General features: G+C 38.4%; 14 protein-coding genes. 2 read left to right on the top strand and 12 right to left on the bottom strand.

Features of this window, described 5'->3' with window-relative positions:
- Positions 1 to 215: 215 nt before the first annotated feature.
- The 4 genes from mrcB to H5092_RS18045 all read right to left on the bottom strand — a co-directional run bounded on the left by mrcB (position 216) and on the right by H5092_RS18045 (position 5,721).
- Entirely contained in the window at positions 216 to 2,558 is a 2,343-nt protein-coding gene (gene mrcB / locus H5092_RS18060; protein ID WP_024596271.1) for a penicillin-binding protein 1B, read from the bottom strand.
- A gap of 150 nt (positions 2,559 to 2,708) precedes the next feature.
- Positions 2,709 to 3,938 carry an ammonium transporter gene (locus tag H5092_RS18055; protein WP_024596272.1) on the bottom strand — a complete coding sequence of 410 codons (1,230 nt, stop codon included), beginning with the start codon at positions 3,936 to 3,938 and terminating at the stop codon, positions 2,709 to 2,711.
- A gap of 9 nt (positions 3,939 to 3,947) precedes the next feature.
- Complete coding sequence (locus tag H5092_RS18050) at positions 3,948 to 4,286, bottom strand: P-II family nitrogen regulator (RefSeq protein ID WP_004587162.1); 339 nt, start codon at positions 4,284 to 4,286, stop codon at positions 3,948 to 3,950.
- A gap of 211 nt (positions 4,287 to 4,497) precedes the next feature.
- Positions 4,498 to 5,721 carry a diguanylate cyclase domain-containing protein gene (locus H5092_RS18045; protein WP_002958922.1) on the bottom strand — a complete coding sequence of 408 codons (1,224 nt, stop codon included), beginning with the start codon at positions 5,719 to 5,721 and terminating at the stop codon, positions 4,498 to 4,500.
- A 363-nt stretch (positions 5,722 to 6,084) separates the two neighbouring features.
- Between H5092_RS18045 and H5092_RS18040 the strand changes: the two genes are divergently transcribed.
- Positions 6,085 to 7,602 (top strand): S10 family peptidase, encoded by a 1,518-nt coding sequence (locus tag H5092_RS18040; protein WP_182734464.1) that lies wholly within the window; start codon positions 6,085 to 6,087, stop codon positions 7,600 to 7,602.
- A gap of 39 nt (positions 7,603 to 7,641) precedes the next feature.
- Here H5092_RS18040 and H5092_RS18035 read toward each other — a convergent pair whose 3' ends face one another.
- The 4 genes from H5092_RS18035 to H5092_RS18020 all read right to left on the bottom strand — a co-directional run bounded on the left by H5092_RS18035 (position 7,642) and on the right by H5092_RS18020 (position 12,946).
- Complete coding sequence (locus H5092_RS18035; protein ID WP_182734462.1) at positions 7,642 to 9,873, bottom strand: ATP-binding protein; 2,232 nt, start codon at positions 9,871 to 9,873, stop codon at positions 7,642 to 7,644.
- Complete coding sequence (locus H5092_RS18030) at positions 9,860 to 10,669, bottom strand: phosphate/phosphite/phosphonate ABC transporter substrate-binding protein (RefSeq protein ID WP_182670812.1); 810 nt, start codon at positions 10,667 to 10,669, stop codon at positions 9,860 to 9,862. Before H5092_RS18030 ends, H5092_RS18035 begins: the two co-directional genes overlap by 14 nt.
- Positions 10,670 to 10,756: 87 nt before the next feature.
- On the bottom strand, positions 10,757 to 11,422 hold the full coding sequence (locus tag H5092_RS18025) for an START domain-containing protein (RefSeq protein WP_154903669.1): 666 nt from the start codon (positions 11,420 to 11,422) through the stop codon (positions 10,757 to 10,759).
- Positions 11,423 to 12,946 (bottom strand): CYTH and CHAD domain-containing protein, encoded by a 1,524-nt coding sequence (locus H5092_RS18020; protein WP_182734460.1) that lies wholly within the window; start codon positions 12,944 to 12,946, stop codon positions 11,423 to 11,425.
- Between the two features lie 307 nt (positions 12,947 to 13,253).
- On the opposite strand from H5092_RS18020, the gene H5092_RS18015 reads away from it, so the two are divergent.
- Entirely contained in the window at positions 13,254 to 13,859 is a 606-nt protein-coding gene (locus H5092_RS18015; protein ID WP_002958928.1) for a TIGR04211 family SH3 domain-containing protein, read from the top strand.
- 32 nt (positions 13,860 to 13,891) lie between these two features.
- Here the strand turns inward: H5092_RS18015 and H5092_RS18010 are convergent, their stop codons facing one another.
- From H5092_RS18010 to H5092_RS17995, 4 genes are all read right to left on the bottom strand, one after another.
- Positions 13,892 to 14,953, bottom strand: coding sequence for a DUF21 domain-containing protein (locus H5092_RS18010; RefSeq protein ID WP_182734457.1), 1,062 nt, complete (start codon positions 14,951 to 14,953; stop codon positions 13,892 to 13,894).
- A 55-nt stretch (positions 14,954 to 15,008) separates the two neighbouring features.
- Positions 15,009 to 16,361: a magnesium transporter gene (locus H5092_RS18005; RefSeq protein ID WP_165724231.1), complete on the bottom strand. Its 1,353-nt coding sequence runs from the start codon at positions 16,359 to 16,361 to the stop codon at positions 15,009 to 15,011.
- Positions 16,362 to 16,675: 314 nt separating this feature from the next.
- Positions 16,676 to 17,425: an RIO1 family regulatory kinase/ATPase gene (locus H5092_RS18000; protein ID WP_182715438.1), complete on the bottom strand. Its 750-nt coding sequence runs from the start codon at positions 17,423 to 17,425 to the stop codon at positions 16,676 to 16,678.
- Positions 17,426 to 17,558: 133 nt separating this feature from the next.
- Positions 17,559 to 18,074: a MarR family winged helix-turn-helix transcriptional regulator gene (locus tag H5092_RS17995; RefSeq protein ID WP_259397988.1), complete on the bottom strand. Its 516-nt coding sequence runs from the start codon at positions 18,072 to 18,074 to the stop codon at positions 17,559 to 17,561.
- Between the last annotated feature and the right edge of the window lie 199 nt (positions 18,075 to 18,273).

Raw genomic sequence — 18,273 nt, 5'->3', positions numbered from 1 at the left:
TTAAGTGATCTATTTTGAGGGAAGAAAATCGTGTCGATAACAAGGCAAAAATTTCGTTATTTAGTTGTTCTATATCAGAAATTTTTAACGTAGTTAACGTCAGATTTAACCCCTCAAATTGATTAAGTATTATTACGGATTGGTATAATTACGTTAACTACAACTTACAACAAAGCCGCTAAATAAGCGGCTTTGTTGTTTAAAGTAATCTTAAACTAACGTATGCATTGCGGCCTAGGCTCGAACTCACTCGCTCTAAGCGGTAGCTGAATCACCTTGCCACATCCTGGTGGTGCCTGCTTACCCGTTTGCTCATTTACAAATGCCCAGCGTATTGATGGTGGACGCGTATCAGCTATTGCTTGTGGGTTAAGTGGTTTTAAGTAACGAATATATGCTTCTAATGCGCCTACGCTACCTGTTAAACCAGTGCTTTTGTTGTCATCTCGACCAAGCCACGCAACAGTCACTGTATTTTGATCAAAGCCTGCAAACCAACTATCACGTAAATCGTTGCTGGTCCCTGTTTTACCAGCGAGCTGGATTGACGGAAAGTGTAAATTTAAGCGTTTAGCAGTGCCATCTTTCGTTACGCGTTTCATTGCGTATTTGGTCATATACATTGCAGATTTATCAAAACGAGGCTCTGCATTTACTTTATGCTTATAAAGTACTTTACCAACAGAGTCAGTTAATGCCGAAATTGCAGTGAGCTTTTTATATTCGCCATCTGCAGCAATTGTTGTATAAAGCTGAGCCACTTCAAAACTCGACATTTCAACAGCCCCTAAAAGCAGCGATGGGTATTCGTCTATCGCCCCTGTTGCGCCTAAACCTTTCAATGTATTTACTACTTTATCAACACCTACATCGAGGCCTAAATTAACCGCTGGGATATTTATACTGTTACTAAATGCTTTATAAAGTGGAATTGCACCACGGTATTGGTGGTCAAAATTTTCTGGTTGCCACACTTTACCTTGCTCATTTGTGACCTGTACTGGCGAGTCATCAAGCAAAGTAGCTAAATTATAATGTGGCAATTGCAGTGCGGTTAAATACACGGCAGGTTTTACAAGCGAGCCTATATTACGTTTTGTGTCTAAAACACGGTTAAATCCTGAATATCGAACATCGCGACCAGCAATAAGTGCAGAAACACCGCCTTTTTCTACATTAACAGAGATCATGGCTGCTTCTAGTTTTTCAGTTCTAGGGCGATTTTCCAAGTACGGTAAACTCTTTTCAATCGACTCTTCCATTGCTGTTTGCTTTTGCAAGTCAAAATAAGTAAATACTCTTACGCCTGCATCAAGTGTTTGCTGATCAGGTAATAATTCATTTAACTCTCTGTTTACTAGCTCTAAATAGCCTGGGTATGATTTTTGTAAACTGGCTTTCATTGGCGCAATATCAATTGGGCGATTAAGCGATGCACGGTACTCTTTTGTGCTAAGTAACTTATTTTCGACCATTAGACGCAGCACTAAGTCCCTGCGCTCCATTGTGCGCTCTTTATAACGACGTGGGTTGTAATAAGATGGGCCTTTAACCATTGCCACCAGCAGAGCAATTTGATCGTACTCAAGCTCGTCTACAGGCTTTGAAAAGTAAAAGTCAGAAGCAAGCCCCATACCATGGATACCTTGGTTGTATGACTGCCCTAGGTATACCTCATTTAAGTAAGCTTCTAATATCTGATCTTTTGAATAGCGATAATCTAAAATAAGGGCAATAAAGGCCTCATTTATTTTTCGTACTAAAGAACGCTCACGCGTGAGGTAAATATTTTTAGCTAATTGCTGAGTAAGCGTACTGCCACCTTGAACGGTGCGTCCCGCTTTAATATTTGAATAAAGCGCACGTAAAATAGAAAACACCGACACACCATGGTGATCATAAAAATCACGGTCTTCAACTACCAGTAGCGTATCTTTAAGCATGGCTGGGAACTTATCTAGCGGTACAAATTCTCTATCTTGTTTAGAGTCGTTGCCAATTCGCGCTATTTGCACAGGTTCTAGGCGAGCAGAGTTTAAACGCCTGCCAAACTTATCTTTAATGGTCGCAACTTTTTGCCCTGCAAAACGAAGTTCAATAATATGTGATTCTTCAAGGCCATCATAAAATTCAAAATCACGGCGATAAATCTTGATGCTATCTGCTGTTTTAACAAACTGCCCTGTTCTGCTTAATCTATTAACAGATGAATAATGTAAACGCTCTAACTCAAACACAACTTCTTGGCTTGATAAAAATTGCCCCGGATAGAACTCCATAGAACGAGCATACACTTGCGCTGGAAGTTGCCATTTATTACCTTCAAATATACGTGTAGTTTTTGAATCTAAATAAATGAAATACATTGCCATTGCAATAAAAACAGCCAAGCTGAATTTCCAAAACACTGACCATGTTTTTCTCATAAAAGAGCGTTTAACAGTGGGATTCACTGTTTTTTTACTGCCCTTTGATGTGCTTTTTTTTGTCGTGCTTGACGATTTACTAGCACGTTTAGCTGCAGGTTTGCTGGTAGGTGTTTTTTTATTGTCGGCCATTTAAGTGTAATTTATTCCAAGGGTTATTCACGAGTGTGAGCTTAGCATATTGGGCATATCCTAACATCCGAAAAGTTAACCCCCCCTGAAACAAAAAAAGCCCTACCGAAGTAGGGCTTTATGTAAACACACTATTATTTAAATAAACTATTAGCTATTTCGAACAGAAACAAACTCTGGGTAGGCTTCAATACCACAATCGTGTTGATCCATACCGTTTAGTTCTTCCTCTTCAGTTACTCGTATACCCATTGTTTTGTTAAGCACAGTCCAAACAATAAATGATGCTACAAATACAAAGGCAAGAATACACACTAAACCAATTAACTGATTAACAAAGCTTGCATCACCATTGGTTAGCGGTACTAACATAATACCTAATGCACCACACACACCGTGTACAGAGATAGCACCTACTGGATCGTCAATCTTAACTTTATCAAGTGCTATAATGCTAAACACAACTAATGAGCCACCAAGTAAACCTAGTAAACATGCCATTAATGGAGAAGGTGAAAGTGGGTCAGCAGTAATTACAACTAAACCTGCTAATGCACCGTTTAATACCATGGTTAAATCTGATTTGCCCCAAAGTATCTTACATACAAACAGTGCAGCAATAGCACCCATTGCAGCAGCTGCATTAGTATTAAGTAATATTTGACCTACCGCAGTTGCGTTTTCTTTATCCGAAAGTAGTAATTGAGAACCACCGTTAAAGCCAAACCAACCCATCCATAAAATAAATGTACCTAGTGTAGCAAGTGGTAAGTTTGAACCTGGAATTGGGTATATTTCACCGTTTTTACCATATTTTCCTTTACGAGCACCTAGGATTAGTACACCCGCTAGTGCAGCAGCTGCACCTGCGCCATGTACAATTGCAGAACCTGCAAAATCTACAAAGCCCATTTCAGATAAGAAACCACCACCCCATGTCCAGTAACCTTCAATAGGGTAAATAAAACCAGTTAGTACTACAGCAAAGCCAAGGAAAGCCCATAGCTTCATACGCTCAGCAACTGCACCCGATACAATCGACATAGCCGTTGCAACAAATACTACTTGGAAGAAAAAATCAGATTCTAAAGAATGGTCAGCATCAGCAGCTTGTGTGCCAATTAAAGCGCCTATTGAAGGAATAAAACCACCTTCGGCATTGTCTACATACATAATGTTGTAGCCAACTAATAAAAACATCGTACATGCAATTGAATACAGCGCGACATTTTTAGTTAAAATTTCAGCTGTGTTTTTAGAGCGAACTAAGCCCGCTTCTAACATGGCAAAACCTGCTGCCATCCACATTACTAATATACCTGATATTAAAAAATAGAAGGTATCGAGTGAAAACTTTAGTTCTATTATTGTATTTTCCATGAGACCCCCTTAAATTGCTTCTTCGTCAAGTTCGCCAGTACGGATACGAACAATTTGATCTAAGTCGTACACGAAAATTTTCCCGTCACCGATTTTACCTGTTGATGCAATTTTAGTAATTGCTTCAACAACGCGTTGACAATTTTCAGTACGAGTTGCAATTTCAAGTTTGATCTTAGGAATAAAATCTACTTGGTATTCTGCACCACGATATAACTCAGTATGACCTCGTTGACGTCCAAAACCTTTAACATCAACTACTGTCATCCCCTCAATTCCTAAATCAGCGAGTGCTTCACGCACGTCGTCTAATTTAAATGGTTTTATGATTGCACTAATCATTTTCATAGCGGCCCCCTCGGACTCTTTATTGTTATCCTGTTGGGTTAAACAATCCAACCTTTGTGCCACTATTTTTATATTTTTTAAAACAATAAGTTAGTGAAAAACAGAAACTAAACAACAAAAAAAACGCACCAATTAGGTGCGTTAATTTAACAAGTTATCTACATTGGTGCGTGCAATATATTAATTGCATGCTTAGCTTTATATAACAGAGCTATACCACGCAGTTTCTTCCTTGGTTTTTAGCTTCGTATAATGCTTTGTCAGCAACACGCATTGCCTGCGTCAAGCTAGTGTCTTGAAAGTCTGCCAAGCCTATACTTGTAGTAATTTTAATTGATTTATCGCTGATAGAAAAATCGTAACTAGCCAGCTTTTTTCTAAATGCTTCAAAGTATTCACGACCACGTTCAAGCTCTATCTCAGGTAATATTATGGCAAACTCTTCTCCACCAACCCGTGCAACTGTAAACTTTGAAAACGTAGTACGGATTAATGAACCAACCTGCTTTAAAGCCTGATCGCCACCCTCATGGCCTAATGTATCGTTAATATTTTTGAAAAAATCGATATCTAACAATGCGAGAGTATTTTTCTGGTTTTTACTTTTAAGGAGCTTTTCTGCATATTGATAAAAATAGCGTCGATTATGAAGCCCTGTTAAATGATCCCTATGCGCGCTTTCTTTAATATCTGAAATTAACGATAGTTGCTCCATTGTTTGAAGTACTCGACAATGAAACTCCTCATTCATAAATGGCTTTGTTAAAAAGTCATTGGCGCCATATTTAATAAATCGCGCTGATAGGCCATGTTTCCCCGCGCCCGACAAGCCAATAATTGCTAAGTCGTCTCGGCCTCTAAAGTTACGTACCGCTTTAACAAGTTCAAAGCCATCCATAGAAGGCATAGCGTAGTCGGTCATAAGTAGCTTTATATCAGGATTAGCTTTTAATATTTCGAGTGCTTGTTGTCCATCGTGGGCATCTGTCACATCAAACAATTGCTTTTCAAGCATTTGCTTCATTAACGAGCGGCTCAGTAATGAATCATCTGCTACTAATGCTTTACAACCTTGGTTTCTTAGCAATTGCGCAACTAGTTTAACGGCGTAATGGTAAGAGTCGCGATTATCTTTAATAACATAATCAACGACACCTAATTCAAGCATTTGTTGGCGCTTGTACTCATCTATTTTTGAGGTTAAAACAACCGTAGGAATCTTTTTAGATAAAGTATATTTTGCGACTTCACCGTGAGGAGCATCTGGCAAGGTTAAATCAACTAACGCAAGCGTGTAGTCGTATTTTTCTACGTAAGTGGCACATTCAGCTAAAGACCAAGCAAAATCGATTGCCACATCAAGGTATTGTGCAGTTAAGTGGCGAAGTACCTGCTGCACTACTTTACTGTCTTCAACCACTAATACTCTTTGCATAAAGCTTCTCTTTACCTTTAATTAGTTTTACCACAAAACGACAAATACCACGCAATTACTGCAATAGCATTAGTCATAAACATCCGGTGTAGAGTGCACTTATGTGCTTGAAAGCGTAATCCGTTAGATTTTTTGGTGATAGCCTGTATAAAAAATCAATACAAGTAGGCCGCAATATACCTGAATTTTGCAATTAACTAAATAAAGAAAGTAAATCCAAAATAACTATAAAAGCGATTAATACGCGCCTTTCAATGTATTAATACCTTACTTAACCAGTATTATCGGCCACTAGTCTCAATACTTTTGTTATTTAACTCATTTTTATCTTTAATGATGTATCAACAATAATAAGGACACCTAATGAAGCTTAGTCGTATTATCAGTTTACCGATAACCGTTATTGCATTAATAATTAGTACAAGCACGCTTGCCGATAACCAACGTCGTATTGATGTAGACAGCAAAGTAGTTACCCAACATAAGGCTAAAATTAATGGCCAGCGTTTTAGTTATACCGTAGCTACAGGCACACAACCTGTATGGGATGATAAAGGCGACGCGGTTGCTACACTACAATACACCTACTACACACGTGACAAAGTTGACGACAGGACAGCTCGCCCATTACTTATTTCATTTAATGGCGGGCCGGGTTCGGCTTCTGTATGGATGCATCTTGCTTATACTGGCCCTCGCGTATTAAAAATTGATGACGAAGGCTATCCAATTCAACCTTATGGCGTAAAAGACAACCCATATTCTGTACTTGATATTGCCGATATTGTTTACGTAAACCCGGTAAATACTGGCTATTCTCGCGTACTTGAAAACGAAAAAGGCGAACTTCCTTCCAAAGCAAAACAAAAAGAGTTATTTTTTGGTGTTAATGCCGATATTAAATACCTTGCTGAGTGGTTAAATACTTTTGTAAATAGAGCACAGCGCTGGCGCTCGCCTAAATTTTTAATTGGTGAAAGCTACGGTACAACACGTGTATCTGGACTCGCTCATGAGCTTCAAAACAGTCAGTGGATGTACATAAACGGTGTTGTTCTCGTATCACCTACTGACATTGGTATTAAGCGCGATGGTCCGATTAAAGCAGCTAACCGCCTACCTTACTTTGCAGCGACTGCTTGGTATCACAAAGCACTTAACGCCGATTTACAAGCTAAAGATCTTGATGAGTTATTACCTGAAGTTGAAGAGTTTACTGTAAATGAGTTAATCCCTGCGCTTGCTAAAGGTGGCTTTATTAATGCTGATGAAAAGCGACGCATAATTACAAAAATGGCGCACTACGCTGGCTTATCAGAAAAATTTGTTGAACAAAATAACTTAGATATTCAAACTCAATTTTTCTGGAAAGAGCTACTGCGTGATCGCGGTCAAACTGTGGGGCGCTTAGATTCTCGTTATTTAGGAATGGATAAAAGAGACGCGGGTGAATCCCCAGACTACTGGGCTGAACTTACCTCTTGGTTACACTCTTTCACTCCTGCAATTAATCACTACTTACGTGAAGAGTTAAACTATAAAACTGATGTAAAATATAACTTATTTGGTAATGTCCATCCATGGGATAGAACCGGTAATAATACAGGCGAAAATCTACGTTTAGCAATGGCGCAAAACCCTTACTTAAACGTGATGATCCAATCAGGATACTTTGATGGCGCAACCAATTACTTTGACGCTAAATATACGTTATGGCAATTAGACCCAAGCGGTAAAATGAAAGACCGTTTGAGCTTTAAAGGCTACAGAAGCGGACACATGATGTACCTTCGCCACGCTGATTTAGAAAGCTCTAATAACGATTTACGTGACTTTATACAGCACGCTTTACCCAAAAAAGGGCAAGCGGCTAAATACTAAAATACCTAAAACAAAAAATGGCTCTTTAAGAGCCATTTTTTATGTGCGTTTTTCATATCGTAAACAATAGCTTTTAAGTTGTGTGACTACAGCGTTAAAGCGCTCTTCCAGCTGCTGTATATATTCATTTTTAACTGTTTCGTTTTCTGCCTGTGTTTCTATCTGCTGGCATATATTTGCCAACTCAATAGCCCCAACAGACTTTGAAGACGACTTTAATGCATGAGCCTGAAAAGCTAAATCAACATAGTTTTTACTCTTAGCATACGCGTTAGCTAATTTAATTTGCTCCCCTGCTGTTTGTAAAAACGCATTAAATACCATGCAATGTACGCTAGGATCATCACCAAGCATTGCTTTTAGTAGCGTAATATCTAATTGATCAAAACTATCTGAAGCTATATTTTCACCATCTGATTTTTCTGAACGTGTATTGACCATAGTTTGAGAATGCTCCATCAATAACGACTTTAATTTAACAAGCTCAATAGGCTTTGTTAAAAAGCCATTCATTCCACAACTATAGCAATTATCTATGTTGTTTTTGGTAATGTTGGCCGTAATTGCAATTATAATCAGTTCATCAAAATGAGTGTTTTCTCGTATTTTTTTGGCTAACCCTAACCCATCGAGTAAGGGCATTTGAATGTCGGTTAGTAAAATATCAAAGCGTTTATTTTGTATGGCCTCCCAAGCTTGCTCACCGTTACTTACAAAAGTAGAGCACACTCCAAGCATAGTTAATTGCTGTTTTAACACTTGCTGATTTGTAACTTGATCTTCTGCCACTAAAACCTCAAGCGTAGGAAGCGTTACCGCATTTAAGCTTTGCTGTGTTATTTGAGGGGCTTGCACTTGTGCTGGCAAGTCAGTTTGATCAAAACTGTTAAAGTTTAGCGTAAAACAAGAACCTTTGTGCTGCTCGCTTTGTGCGCTCAAAGACCCTTGCATACGCTCTACCAGCTGCTTAGTTATCACTAAACCAATACCGGTTCCATTTACTTTACTGGTTTCAGCGCCTAAGCGGTCAAAAGGTTTAAATAGGCGAGAAATGTCATCTGGAGAAAATCCACATCCGGTATCTATTACATCTATTTCGCATTGTTTATTACTTAACACCCGACAATTAATATTAATACTGCCATTTGGTTTGTTGTATTTAATCGCATTTGAAAGCAAGTTAAGCATCACTTGTTTAAAGCGGCGCTGATCAATATAAATACTCAACCCTTCTAAGGACTCAAAACCGTGAGTTTGCAGTGTTATTGATTGCCCTTTAATAAGCTCAGTGACAAGCTCTACTGACTCTTCTAATATGCTTTTAATAGGCACATAAGAAAAACTAAACTGCATATTACCCGACTCAATAGCTGTTAAATCAAGCACATCGTCTATGAGTAATAGTAAATGTTCTCCAGCTTGATAAATGCTTTTCGCGTTTTCTTTTTGTACTTTATTTGCACTCTCATCATATCCATACAGCTGGGCTAAGCCTAAAATTGCATTTAATGGAGTTCTTAATTCGTGGCTCATACTGGCCATAAAATCTGACTTTGCTTTACTTGCAGACTCAGCTTGAATTCGTAATGCATTTAATTTTTGATGGTTATTCGCAACCTCATCAACCATATTATTAAATGCATTTATTACACTGCCCACTTCATTTTGTTGTTGTTTATCTATATGGCAATCAAAGTCGCCTTTGGCTAAACGTGAAAACCCAAGTTTTAGCGTCCTCAACGGCGATGTAACCCTGTAATCCACCAGCCAAGCCAAACCTATAAAAACGATAACTAAAATAATAAATTGTATATATATTAAGGTGTAATGAAGTTTTGAAGATTCGTTAATTTCATTAGTAAAATTAACAACCAAGCTAATATTAGCCAGCGGTTTGTCTAAAAATATCACCTGTTGAGATAACAGCATGTCGCCGTTTTCATTTGCTCCAACCCAATTATCAAGCGGATACAATTGGTTTTTTGAATCAACATCAACAATTTTAATACTTTTCCAATTAGGGCGAGTTTGAAGTTGACTGTCTATCTCTTCATATAGCTCTGCATATTGCCTAGTTAACAACGGAGTCGTTATAGAAGTCGATAACTGCGCTAAAGAACGCTGAGCAGCCTTTGAAAGCCCATCGTTTACCCAACGCGCTTGTTCAGGTAATGCGTAAAACATAAAAAGACATGCCATAAGCAAGCCACAAAGCAATACAACAATAAAGCTTTGCGCCCTTAAACTACGAAACCCTCTAATTTTCAACATAAAATGAGCGCAAGCCCCACTGAGTTAACTGCTGATACTCTGCTAAAGTTGCAATACTAGGTTTAATAATTGGGATACCTGCAAGTAAATGTTTATGCTCTGCGCTTTGGCCTATATCTAAAATAGCTTGTTGCACTTTTAACTGTATTGCAGCATCAACCCTTGGGTGGGCGACAATTGGGTGGCGACTAATTTCACGCGTTTTATAAAGAATTTTGAGTTTATTTTGTAAGCTTTCTGGTTGTTGTTTAAATGTGCCCATTACACCACCGCCCGCCATTGTTGAGTGCAGTGCTACATTTAAATATACCGATGGATGAGTTTGGACATATACAGGCTTTATTGTTAGCCCGTATAACAATGCTAAATCAGCTCTCATTAATAATGACGCACCTAATGCGTTAGGTGCAGGGAATGCTATTTCAGCGCCCTCTAGTTGGCTTAAATTATCAATATCACTGTCTTTGTTTACGAGCAAAATACCTTGCAGCTTTCGCCCTGCATCTTTTATTAGTGGTAAATACCCCTGTTTTTCGTATGCTACAACACTATGCCATGGGTTCATGTATGCAAAGTCGTACTCGCCATTAGCAAAGGCTTTTTCAAATACAGGAATAGACTCAACTGTAATTAGCTTTATTGTTACCCCTGTTTGCTTACTTACTTGCTTTAACAAAGGTTGCCAAATAGTATTTAGCTTTTGCGGCTCGTATTGCGGCACTACACCAAAGGTATATTCTTGAGCTAATAAGAATGAGCTGTGTATCAAACATAATATAGCCACTAAATACTTCATCAATTCTCCAAATAATAGCGTGTCATTATTGCTTAAGCGTAGTTAAAGACTACTCAACACACCATTAAATTATTATATATTCGATATTTAGCATTGACCTGCTTTGATTACAGGTAGTTTTGGAGTGTATTTTTTATCTGTGAGCATATGATGCAAGTTCATAAATGTGATGTAAGTACTTTTCAATCCGACCTTATTGCTTAGCCAAGTAGGTATTGCCCCATCAGGCAAAGCATATACTTGGTACTCAATATCAAGGCGGCCTTTGTCCTCACTCAGCAGCCAGCGTGCATTTAAAGTAGTAATTCTTATAACGCCATTGTTTTTGGGCTGCTTATTAGGGCGAGCCTTAATAAGCAATTGGCTTTTATTTGCAGTCAGCTGTGAATAACAAGAATAAGTAATGCTATCTCTATCTCTAACAGGCCAAGGAGAATTAAAATAACTGTACACTAAATTTTCTGATGGGCTTATGTGCTTAATAACCTTTACCTGAGATATATTTTCGAGCCATTGGGGTGCGGCATCGGTATCACTAAGTAATTCTAAAAACTCATTGGTGGATACGCCTTTCACGCTCATCTGCGCTTTTACTTCAAAGGTATTATCACTGTGGCTTTGATAATACACACTTACGCCATTTTTGTTTTTATACAAATGCCATATGGGCTCAGCGTAAGTGTTAAAACTAACTAATAAAAAAATAACGAATAAACACTTTTGCAACTGAATTTTATTACAAAAGCGCATCATTTATTTTTGCCAGTAAGGTTCTATGTCAAGTGAAGCAAGGCGACTTTGCTCCATGGCACTGACCAAATATTCAGACTTTTGTTCAAGCCATGACTGGATTTTAGCAAGCTGTTCGTCCTCTTGCCCTGCACATAATTGCTTTAAATACTCAAGCGTACTTAATTCATAAATACCATGAGAAATATCAAGCCAAGGCAATCTAAACTCTAGGCGTTCTTCTTTATCAAATAACGATCCTAAACAGTTACCGCTCAGTAGGCTATTTTCAAGCTGAGTTCGTAGGTTTAAATACGAAGCGACATCGAGTGTTTGCTCCTTTGGAAGCAACTCGTGCAGGTTTTTCCAGTCTTTATTGAAAAGCCTATTGGCAATAGACGACACATTTTGCTCAGCCGCTTGAAGCTCTGCTTGCCCCCAGTCTTTACGCCATTGCTTATCGATTAACCAGGTAGTTAACGATAGTAATAAACGATTATAACGTGAGCTGTGAAACAGTGCATTTATATCGTCAATGCTTGGCTGTAACTCTTTTAAGTCTCCAATGACTTGAGCAAGTGCTGGCGCCGCATTAATTTTTTTATAAAAAGCATGGCGTTTAGACGTGTACGTTTTTAATTGAATCGCGTTTTCTACCCACGCTAATTCACTTAATAACCATTTAAGTTCGGTACGTAAGTGCTCTGTACTTTCTTTAGATACTATATCGTCGTATAGCCAAAAAGTATGGCGGATTAAACTGATGCCGTCAGTTACGCGTTTAAGTGTTTTTAAACTTGGCTTATCGAAATAGCACTGCTCGTGCTTTTGTACAAAGCGAATGCCAAAGTTCATAGCTTCAACTAAAGCACGCTCTTGAGTAGTCGACTTTGGTAATTGTACAAAACCAATAGATTTGCTTGGCATTAAAGGTTTTTCATCAGCAAGTCGATAACCACGCGCGGCCTTAGAATACAAACCCAAGCGTATGCAGTTTTGGCTAACTAGTATATCTGCAAATGCAAACAGCTCATTACGACTGCCCTCAACTAGCTCAATTTCTAGCTCGCTAATAATTTCAATTTTACCCGAAGCCGCAATTTCACCTTTATCGAGTACGACTTCAATTTTAGCGCCACTTTCAGTTTCAATTAACCAAGTACGACGAATAAAGTTAGTACTAAATATTGGATACAGGTTTTTTGAAATGGCGCTTATTTGCATGCCATGAGGCCAAATATCAGCATCAAACGCCATTAAATTAGGGCGGCTTGATTCAATTGGTAAATTGTACTCTGGACGTTGGTGTAAACCACCTACCACTTCACCTGCAAGCTTTATAGTTTGCTCGCATTCGCTGTCAGAACAACGCGTTCGAAAGCCTATATCAAGCGCTCTAAGCTCTCTGCTTGGCGTATCGTAGTATGCATTTTGTAAGCTGCGAGACGGTTTATTCTTCACCGTTTTTGCAAATTGAGTAATTAACGAGGGGATCAGTGGAATAACGGCATCTGATACCAAAAATTTCAGTTCTATCTCAGTATCCATTCGGTTTGCGGATTACCTTTAAAATAAATAAGTGCTCAAAATAAACAAAGCGCCTTAACAATGCAAATTTTTTAACCTTATTTTAGGGCCTGATGACCTTTGTGGATTAAATTTCGTTCTATCTAGGAGCAATTTAATCATAGCGTGAGGCTTGTAACCTAGTGGACTCGATAACTACTCCTGCGTTACCGTACTGGGTTACAATATCAGTCTTGCTATTGATCTATTTAATCCATACTATCTAACTACTTATGTGAAATAAAAATCACGTTCATAACGGACGCAGTTAGATCAACAAGGTAGATAAATGCTAAAACATTGTTTATTAGGGCTACTTTTAACAGCCACCACATTCATGAGTTATGCACAAGAAGCACAACCTGCAAATTCAACGAATGCAAACACCGCTTATATTATCGATAATCTATACACTTTTATGCGCTCTGGGGCGAGTAAAAATTATCGACTACTCGGCTCTGTAGATGCTGGAACAAAGTTAACCTTGTTATCAAATGAAGAAAACGGCTTTATAAAAATTAAAGATGATAAAGACCGCGAAGGCTGGATAGAAACTAAGTTTATTACTAAAACAGCGGGCTTACACCAACAGTACAAAACACTAAGTAGCGAAATGAGCACTATGCAAGAAAAGCTACGTCAAGCTCAAATAGAACTTCCACAGCTACAAGAACAAAACCAAACTTTAACAGATCAAAATCTGCAGTTATCTGCTCAAATTACTAAGCTTAAAACAACGCTAGAGCAAGAGCGCACTCAAAAAGAAGCTGCTAGCTCAAAAGAGAAACGCCAGCTACTTACTTACGGTGGTGCTATTGCGTTTTTAGGCCTGTTTTTAGGTATTATATTAACGATAGTGCTGTCACGTCGTAAGCGCTACGAAGGTTGGGCGTAAAGCTCCATCCAACTAAATACAAAAAAGCCGCTTTACAGCGGCTTTTTATTCTCTGTATTTTCATGCAGTTCGAGTTTTGGTGCACTCATACCTTTGAGCAACCGACCAAATATATCAGCCCCGGTAATAATGCGTTTCACATCGCTCCACACTAATACCACATCGTGATCAATGGCCCCATCAAACGATTTATCTAAAGAATGATTAGCCCGTATTTTTAAAATCACTTCACTCAAACGCATCGCTTCATCAGCAACAATTATAGGTCTGTGACAATAGTGATAAGGGTCAAACGTATCTGGCTCAAATAACGCTGATCTTAAAAAGCCGTCAGCATCTACCACTAATAAAGGCCAACCGTCTTCATTGGTAATGATCACCCAGTTATAACCTGACTTATGTAGTTTGCGTAAAAACTCATTATCAGTTGTTAATGTAAAGTCTGGGAAAATAGGCAAATCAAGCTTAGTAGGCAAAGCAATAATCGAGTCTGGATCAATTACCTCACCCTCTTTGGTTACGCTTATTTCATCTAAGCTAAAAAAGTTAAGCGCGCCTATTCCCTCAACGTGTTGAACATCAGCTTCTTCAGCCTCTATGTGTTTGCGAATAATACCCCTGAGCTCACTTTCAGCAAAGTACGTAATCCCCTCTTTACCTAACCATGCATCGAGAATTAAAGCAGTTGGCTTAGCAACTATATAAAACAGAATCTGATAAAACTTAATTAACGGCGAAAGTAGGCTCGCCATTTTTAACGCATTACGCGAAAAATAAGCCTGTGGTGTTATTTCACCAATAATAGTAATTGCGATAGTTGAGAATAAAAACGAACTTGCGCCCATTAATACCGAATCAGAAAGTAGTGTAAGTAGTACGTTAATACCTACGTTACCCCACAAAATAGTCGATAATAAAAAGTTAGAGTCGTTTCGAAGGGCCATGACTTTTATGGCCGCCTCGTTCCCTTTTGCACTTTCCATTTCAAGCTGAAGCCTACTTAGTGAAAAAAACGCTAAGTTTAAGCCCGAAAATATTGCCGATTGTGAAATACACAAAGCAATTGCACACCAAATCATGACTTCAAAGGTCATTGTATTTTCCTGTTAGTAATACCAATTCACTTAATTAAGCGAATTGGTATAAGGCTTATAAAAGCAATAAACTGCCTAAACCTAAAAAGGTAACAAACCCAACAATATCGGTAACGGTAGTTAAAATTACCGAACCAGATAACGCAGGATCAATTTTCATTTTGTCTAAAATAGACGGAATAACAACACCCGCTAGTGACGCGGCCACTAAATTCAATAATATGGCTACCGTAATCGTAATACTAAGCATTAAGTCGTTAAACCATAAAAAGGTAAGTAGGCCGATTACAAACGCCCATACCAAGCCATTTACAGCGCCAACACGCAGCTCTTTTTTAAGCAACGCATTACGGTTTGAATCTGTAACCTGTCCAAGCGCTAAACCTCGCACAATAACGGTTAATGTTTGACTACCTGCAATTCCCCCCATAGAAGCGACCACTGGCATTAATACCGCTAGTGCTACAACTTGTTCTATCGTTGCGCCAAATAAACCGATAAACCACGACGCTAAAAAGGCAGTAGCTAAATTAATACCTAACCATATGCCACGGTTTTTAGCACTTTTTCGCACACTTGCGAACAGGTCTTCGTCTTCACGTAAACCACCGGCTTTAGCGGCTGCTTCATCAGCAATTTCTTGTCGTAATTCATAAGCAGAGGCAATGGTTAATCGCCCAAGTAATTTGTTATCAACATTAACCACTGGCAGTGCCATTTTTTCACTGTGGATCACCACTTCTGCCGCTTCATATAAATCATCATCAGCATGGAGCGATGAAAAGTCATGATTTGCCAATGTCATTAAGTTATCGGTGTCGCTGGCTTTTATTAAATCATTTACCGCAACCTCACCTATTAAACTACCCTTGCGGCTTACTAAATAAATAACTTCACTGTATTGCGGTAAACCTTTGTGTAGCAATTTTTTAGCACCACCGGCTGTTAGCTTCTCCGATACTTTTAAAAAGTCAAAACCTAACCAGTGACCTAATTGCTCTGGCGGGTATTGCTGCGCTAAATCATATTGTTTGGTTTGCGCTTCATCGAGTTGCTTTTTTGCATACTCAACAAATCGCTCTGGTATAACTTCTTCAAGTTCCAGTAGCTCTTCTACATTAACTTCATCAAGAAGTTTAAAAGCCTCAGTGTCTTCTAGCGTTTGTAGCAACCACAAACAACTATCTTCACTTAAATTAACAAAAATTTCGTGTTGCGTGTCTTCATCAAGCAACTGCCAAATTTCAAGTCGTTGTTCTTTTGGTATCGCCTCAAAAAGTAATGACAGGTGCTCTGTTGAAAGCGTTAACTGCGCATCTGCTAATAATTTATTTTTGCGTTCTGTTGTATCGCATTGCAATAAATCATTTATGAGCTGTGGAAGTTGGTCTACCGGATACTCAATCATCTTAAAACCTTAAAATTTAAAAGCGCACATTATTTATAGTCTACTTGAACAATAAAAAATTGCAGAAAAAACGTGAACTTATTAAGCATGCGCAAGCTATTTTTGCGCATTGTATGGGCAAACTAAATGCAGTACTAATATTTATTTTAAAAAATTAAAAAAACAGTAAAAGGACTTGTTTTTGAGGGATTAAACAACAAGTAAGCAAACCAAATGGATTACTTATAATAAAAAAAACCCCATATTAGCTAGGCTAATATGGGCAAAATCACACAATGAATTAGGTGTTTTTAAATTACGGTTTATGCTTTAAATTAAAGTCTATCAGTAATATTTCGTACTAAGTCAGAATCTACAAATTGAGTAATAAGTGCAGCGCCCCACGCATAGCCTCGCTGTATTGGGTAACCTTTAAAAATCCAGCGTTTACGCACGTGATTAAAGCGCTCTAAATAGTCTTGTTTTTTTTGTGGCAGAGGTTGCTCACCCAATTTATTCCATGCTTTATATACGCCTGACATGTCAGATCCTCGCATAAAGCGTTGCAACCAACGTGGAAAACGAGAAAAGCTAATAGTGGACTGAAAATCAATAAAATAAGGTTTACCGTCTGCGCCGCATAAAATATTACCCATATTACGCAAGTCTAAATGCACGATGCCTTTGCGATGCATTTTTGCTACTTGACGCTCAAGCTCACTAAAAAAGTTAACAGGTAGTGTTTTGTCTTCATGAATTAAAGCGCGCAGTGGCGTGCCTTCAATATAGTTATAAGCAACCGCTAGCGGCGACAATCTACAAAAGCGGTTAGCAACTGCATCAAGCTCAGCTAAACGGCTCAACCCCTTGTACTCTTGATTTACCGACATTCGTGCAAATGTTTTGCGGATAAACCACGGGCTTTGGCTAAAATCTTTAACAATTAAATCAAATTCATTATCTTTATATCGATACACAATCGCGTTAGCAAAACGTCCCTTATGGACAACACTTAAGTGATGTTGCATAAAAGTATGTTCTGGATATTGCTGCTGTAATTGTACTAACAAATTATTTTCAATCATAACAAACCTAACAAGATAATAACCTTAATTGCCTAGGCAACTATATTATCAAAGTTAGATTCTGCGCACAATCAGATCAACTAATTAGCACGCTAACTTTCTATTGAAACAGTATCGCTATTTTATTGATAATCTACTTTTGGGGGGAGTCTGGCAGTGAATCAAGATTATTTATAGCTTTGAATAGTAAGTCGATTATTTGGTTTTTTTCTGGCTCTGAAAAACCATTTAATGCTTGCGCATAGACTTCGTTCACTACAGGCATAATTTCAGGACAAAGAGCTTTACCTTTTTCACTTAAACACAAAATAGTTGAGCGCTTATCAAGCTCACATTGCGTTTTAATAATGAGTCCTTTTTCTTCAAGTCGGTTTAGTAAGCGGCTCATAGCGCCACGATCATAAACCATATACTCGCAAAGTCCTGCAAGCGTATTAACCGACTCTCTCGCAAGTAGTACAACCACAATATATTGCGCAGAAGTTAAGTCCATAGGAAGTAACTTGGCATCAACATGAATGGCTAATCTCGAACGTAAAAAAGAGACTAAACGCCCCAAATCTTGCTCTGGCGCTAACTCTTCTCGAGTACAACGTTTAATTGATGGCATGTTTTGCATGGTTATTCCACTGTATAAGTATATTTGCATGCTGATAGACCTTAACGCATACAAAAAATTCAATAATTTTTATAAAAAATCGCCCACAAAAATAAAGCCGCTATTAGCTGTCTCTTGATCACAAGTCTGACTCAAGAGATTTTGCTAAATCGTAGCCTTCCAGGATGGCTTGTAACTTAAGCCATCCTTGCCATAACACTTTCACAGATGCACGCCCTGTGCGCTTGGT

This window comes from Pseudoalteromonas sp. SR41-7, from assembly GCF_014163935.1.
In the GTDB taxonomy this organism is placed as follows: Bacteria; Pseudomonadota; Gammaproteobacteria; order Enterobacterales; family Alteromonadaceae; genus Pseudoalteromonas; species Pseudoalteromonas distincta.
This window is presented reverse-complemented; position numbering and strand designations above follow the sequence as displayed.